Source organism: Shimia abyssi, from assembly GCF_003014475.1.
GTDB classification, from domain to species: Bacteria; Pseudomonadota; Alphaproteobacteria; order Rhodobacterales; family Rhodobacteraceae; genus Shimia; species Shimia abyssi.
This window is the reverse complement of sequence record NZ_PYGJ01000038.1, coordinates 1-4,803: the sequence shown is the minus strand read 5'-3', so window position 1 is coordinate 4,803 and position 4,803 is coordinate 1. Positions and strand designations below refer to the sequence as shown.

At 52.9% G+C, this 4,803-nt stretch carries 6 protein-coding genes; all 6 read left to right on the top strand.

All coding sequences use genetic code 11. The features are described 5' to 3' along the window. Positions 1-179: 179 nt before the first annotated feature. The 6 genes from CLV88_RS22740 to CLV88_RS22715 all read left to right on the top strand — a co-directional run bounded on the left by CLV88_RS22740 (position 180) and on the right by CLV88_RS22715 (position 4,693). Entirely contained in the window at positions 180-482 is a 303-nt protein-coding gene (locus CLV88_RS22740; protein ID WP_106610694.1) for a hypothetical protein, read from the top strand. Between the two features lie 172 nt (positions 483-654). After that, positions 655-1,341: a hypothetical protein gene (locus CLV88_RS22735; RefSeq protein ID WP_106610693.1), complete on the top strand. Its 687-nt coding sequence runs from the start codon at positions 655-657 to the stop codon at positions 1,339-1,341. Between the two features lie 80 nt (positions 1,342-1,421). After that, positions 1,422-1,604, top strand: coding sequence for a hypothetical protein (locus CLV88_RS22730; RefSeq protein ID WP_106610692.1), 183 nt, complete (start codon positions 1,422-1,424; stop codon positions 1,602-1,604). Then, entirely contained in the window at positions 1,601-1,786 is a 186-nt protein-coding gene (locus CLV88_RS22725; protein ID WP_106610691.1) for a helix-turn-helix domain-containing protein, read from the top strand. Before CLV88_RS22730 ends, CLV88_RS22725 begins: the two co-directional genes overlap by 4 nt. Before the next feature lie 148 nt (positions 1,787-1,934). Continuing rightward, complete coding sequence (locus CLV88_RS22720; RefSeq protein ID WP_106610690.1) at positions 1,935-3,623, top strand: site-specific integrase; 1,689 nt, start codon at positions 1,935-1,937, stop codon at positions 3,621-3,623. Next, entirely contained in the window at positions 3,620-4,693 is a 1,074-nt protein-coding gene (locus CLV88_RS22715; RefSeq protein ID WP_106610689.1) for a tyrosine-type recombinase/integrase, read from the top strand. Before CLV88_RS22720 ends, CLV88_RS22715 begins: the two co-directional genes overlap by 4 nt. The last annotated feature ends 110 nt before the right edge of the window (positions 4,694-4,803 follow it).

Here is a 4,803-nt window from a genome sequence, read left to right as displayed (position 1 = left end):
GCGAGCCAAAACCGGGGAGAAGGATCATCTGAATTTGGCTGAAGCTGACCGGCTGGAAGCCGGTGGATCTAACCCTAAGAATTGGAAATTAGACTGGATGCAACCAAATTTATGAATGGAAGGCTTCAAATAAGCGCGTGAAAAACGAGTCGCAACAAAATCGTTTTGGAGTGAACCACATGGACACCGATGAAGTACTAGATTGGATTCGTTGTACCGGATTTCCTTCGTCAGAACGACTAGGAGACGTTATCGGATTGGAAAACCGCGAGTACCAGTTTGATAGCATTAGCAAGGAACTTCAATTATCTTGGGAGCGGGCTCTTTTAGCGGCAACATCATACTGGGACGGTTCAGATAGCGACGGGTACAAACACCGGGCATTTGATATCGAGATTCCCAAACTGGACGAAGATAATGATGAGACACTTGATTTGATTTGGACCGCTGCGAACGGAGTGCCGCCAGAAAACCGTTTGTAGCGACTGAAAATCTCCTGTCGGAGATCAAATCATTGTCCCCCAAAATGGCTGGGCCAGTTCCCTCAGTAACGTGAGCTTTCGTCAGGCATATTGGTCGCCAGCAACCCGGTTTCTGCTGGGTGGTTTCGCTCAACGGCGCACGTGGCATTCGCTGCAACCAAGGAGATACACATTGCGGTATAAAAAAGACGATTTGGATGCTCAAAAGAAAGATTTTGAGCTGATTGCGGCCGACCTTGAAGTGCCACTCACTAAACGTGAGTTCTTTCTTGATCAAGCGCTTCGGATATCAGACCTGTCACGCATTCTTCAGCAGCGTGCACGTTATCCAAATGACATAAAGAACGCAATTTCTGGCAAATCTCTGGCCCCGGCAAACAGAAGTTTGAAGAAGACCATTGCACTCCTTCGCGAACAAAGAGACTCCTTTCTCTTCCTGGCAACACCCGACATCCATTGGAAACTTGTTCAGCTGCTCGACCACACAAGCACAAGAACCGGCTTTCCGGGGTTCAATTTCGGATCAACGGAGAATGAAACGGGGAGCGGCAAAAATAGTTACACTTCGGATATGTTCATCGGCCTCCTGGCATTGCTCCAAGAGTGGCTGGAAGAAGAGCTTACTAGCGGCAAAGAATCCGTTGGTGGGCGACCAAGGAACGAGCGCCGCTTCGGTTTGTTGTTAGAAGTGTTCATTCTTCATAATACAGTATTCGATCACCCAGCCACCTCTGCACCAGGTGGAACGTACAGTCACATGTGCCACCTCCTTTTTGAAAGTTTCGGTGAGTCTACAGTTGGTTTGGAAGAAGCTATCAAGCGGTTCCAAAAGCCGCGCCGTCCTGCAGCCACCGAGTAGAACTTCCGGTCACAACCCGTGCATTTTATTGCTTAGGTTATGACCACTGCGTTTCATGTTCCGCAGTCTAACAATTGTCCATGACGGACTTTTCGCGCCATAACCCAACACCGGCTGACGAGCAGCAATCAGCTTCTCTGAAGGATTTGGTACGCGCAATCGCCCGCGCATCTGCTCGGCAACATCTGTCCGACATGGAACGTCAATCGGGTGGAGGTATCGACGGAAGCTCTGCCGCCACCAACTCGGAGAGCTCGGAATGACCAACGACAAGCAAAAACCCATGCTGACGGTGTTCGACGTTGCAGAACGCATGAATGTCTCGGAACGCACTGTGTTTCGCTGGATCAAAGAGGGCCGGTTGAAGGTCTTTCGGGCTGCGCGAGTCCTTCGGATATCAGAAGCAGATTTCCAGGATTTTCTCGATGGAACGTCCCATCACTGAGAAGGTCCCAATCGCCAAAACGGCGAGATAATTATCTATATTTATCAATATGATATGATGTGTAGTGCAAACTACACCTTCATCGTCTGGGTCTTGATAAATGGACTATTAACACTATTTTCACCATGAGACACCTGGAGACCGCAAGATGCAAGACCTGTCAACAACTGTCAGTCCGCCCACCACGCTAAGCGAAGTGCTTGATCGCCTGAGCTTAAACGAGGATATCGCAAAGCACGACGCCAAAGAAATGGCCTCCGCCGTAAACGCTGTTGCCAGGTTTTCAGGCCTTCCGACCTCGAGCGTTGTTGTGAATGTGACCGACCTTCGGAGAGTTCTGGAGACGGTCCAACCACGGCGCTTTAAAATATCATCACGCAGGCTGGGCAACATCCGCTCCCTGTTTGTCAGGGCTCTGGCTCTGACCGGTGCGCCAGTGGAACCACTTCGACTTGGGGCGTCGTTGTCACCAGCATGGGCTGACCTCATGGCCAGCCTGTCGTCCCCAAACGACCGCAATGCGCTGACGCGGTTTTCTCAATGGTGCTCGCTTCGAGGAATAGAGCCTGACGCGGTCGTTGACGCCGTGCTTGCGGATTACAGGGATGCGCTGATTAATCGAAGCTTCGTGAAGAATGCGGAAAAACTGGTGCAAAACCTCATTCGGAGCTGGAACAGATCTGTCGGCGCGGTCTCTGGGTGGCCCAAGACTGAGCTCACAGTTGTGTCCCGGCGTCAGATGTTCATGCTGCCGGTGGAAACATTCCCGGAGAGCTTTCAGAAGGACCTCGACGCCTGGTGTGACCGGCTTGCTGGTTCCGACCTCCTGGACGAACAAACTTTCAAGCCGCTACGGCAGGTGAGCGTGATCTGGTACCGCGATCACGCGCTACGGTGCGCTTCTGCACTCGTACATGACGGTTGGGATCCATCTAAGGTCAGTGACCTGTCAATCTTGGTTCAGCCTGACCATGTCAAAATCATCCTTCGATGGTTTCTTGCGCGTGGGAATGGCAAACCCTCGCAGCAGACACACCACGTCAGTGGCATCCTGCTCGCAATTGGCCGGCATTGGGCTCAGCTGGATGACGCGGAACTCGATAGGCTCAAGGCAATTTGTAGCAAATGTCGTGTCAAATCCGAAGGCATGACCAAAAAGAACCGGGACACGATCCGCCTGTTCGACGATGAGGTCTTGGTTCGAGAGCTACTGTACTTGCCGGACCAATTGATGAAGCGCGCCCTGATCACATCCCAACCGAGCAAGCGTGATGCTTATCTGGCGGCACAGGCACTGGCCATTGGCCTTCTGTTGAATTCTCCCATCCGGATCGAGAACTTGGCAAACATCAACATTGATCGTCACATCCTGCGCCGAGGCAAAGGACGCAGCCAGTCAGTGTCACTTTGTTTTCCCTCTGATGAGGTTAAAAATGATTTAGAGATAGAATTGCCTCTGGCCCCGGAGACAGTCCGGCTTCTGGATAGCTATCTGACCAAAGCCTGGCCTATTCTAGCCGCGCCAGGGTGCCGCGACCTCTTCCCCGGCAAACAAGGTTCAAAGCGTTCAAAAGTGGGGCTTGGTATGGCGATCGCTAAAACCACGGAGCGTGAACTTGGTGTTCGTATCAGTCCTCACCAGTTTCGCCATATCGCTGGATACTTATTTCTCAAGCAGCGGCCTGGAGACTATGAGACTGTGCGAGTGCTGTTGGGCCACAAATCTCTACAGACCACGATCCAGTTCTACGCGGGAATGGAGATCTCCGCCGCCGCCCAGCGTTTTGACGAAGTGGTGCTCGCTCCTACACGCAGGGGAAGGAGAGCACACCAATGACAGCTGAACGTAAACTCCCACGCTGCGTGCCTGTCATTGGGTGGCCCAAGAAGGATCGTGAGGCCTGGGCAACAGCGCTTCTTCAACCCAAAGACGCGCTTGATGTAGCTGGACCCGCATCTCACCTTCGTGCACCTTCGGTGCGTCTCATCGAACAAGCCGTTGGACGTTTCTTAGGATGGCTGGAGGATATCGAAGGTCGCAAGGCGACCAACGTCCCACACGACGTGCCAGTAGATGCGCTGCGCAGGTATATTGACTGGCTAAATGAAAGAGTTGCCCCCTTTACGGTCTTGGGTCATGTCAGAGACCTTCACGAGTATCTTCGCTTTGCCTGGCCAGACTTTGATCGCTCCCATGTCAAGCGAGCAGAGCGTGCGCTTGCTTGGAGAGCAAAACCGACGAAAGACAAACGAGCGCGATTGAGACCCAGCGAAGATCTGGTCAGATTGGGAGAAGACCTCATGGCTGAGGCCGCGAGCGCCGGAAGCGGTGATCGGAGGTTGCCGTTAGTTCAGTACCGCGATGGGTTGGCGATCGCATTGCTGGCTCTGCGGCCACTGCGCATTCGCGCATTTGCGTCCATCCAGTTGCAGGATCACCTTTTGCATGTTGGGAATGTCTGGAAGATCGCTATTCCCCCAGAGCTGTCCAAAAACAATCGTCCCTGGGAAGCGGATATTCCATCAGAACTAGCTCCTGCATTACGGCATTATCTCGAAGCCGTGCGCCCACAACTGAGAAGCCTCCGCGGGCGTTGGCACAGTGAGCCGGGTGGAGCCCTTTGGATTTCCATCGACGGCTCGGCAATGAAGCCCAAGGCACTTGGCGAGGCCATCACAAAGCGGACCCGCCAGGCCTTTGGTCAAAGCATATCCCCGCACTATTTTCGGGACTGCGCAGCAACCACGCTGGCATACGACAGTCCGAAGAATGTGAGGTTGGCAACTCCCCTTCTGGGCCACACTAGTCCAAAGACCACCGAGAAGCACTATAATCAGGCTCGGCAAATTGAGGCCGGACGCAAACTCAACACCACCTTGTCTGAGTTGCGTCGGCGTCTACGATGAGTATTTCTGATCGGATTTCATCCGTAGGACATCTTAGCTATTCGCGATGTTACAAAAAGGAGCAACTGAATGACCAGCCTCAATACCCGCGTGGCACTCTATGCCCGGTA

Excerpts from the sequence above, each read along its gene's own strand:
- CLV88_RS22715 (WP_106610689.1), top strand. The coding sequence starts at position 3,620 with ATGACAGCTGAACGTAAACTCCCACGCTGCGTGCCTGTCATTGGGTGG.
- CLV88_RS22740 (WP_106610694.1), top strand. The coding sequence starts at position 180 with ATGGACACCGATGAAGTACTAGATTGGATTCGTTGTACCGGATTTCCT.
- CLV88_RS22730 (WP_106610692.1), top strand. The coding sequence starts at position 1,422 with ATGACGGACTTTTCGCGCCATAACCCAACACCGGCTGACGAGCAGCAA.
- CLV88_RS22720 (WP_106610690.1), top strand. The coding sequence starts at position 1,935 with ATGCAAGACCTGTCAACAACTGTCAGTCCGCCCACCACGCTAAGCGAA.
- CLV88_RS22725 (WP_106610691.1), top strand. The coding sequence starts at position 1,601 with ATGACCAACGACAAGCAAAAACCCATGCTGACGGTGTTCGACGTTGCA.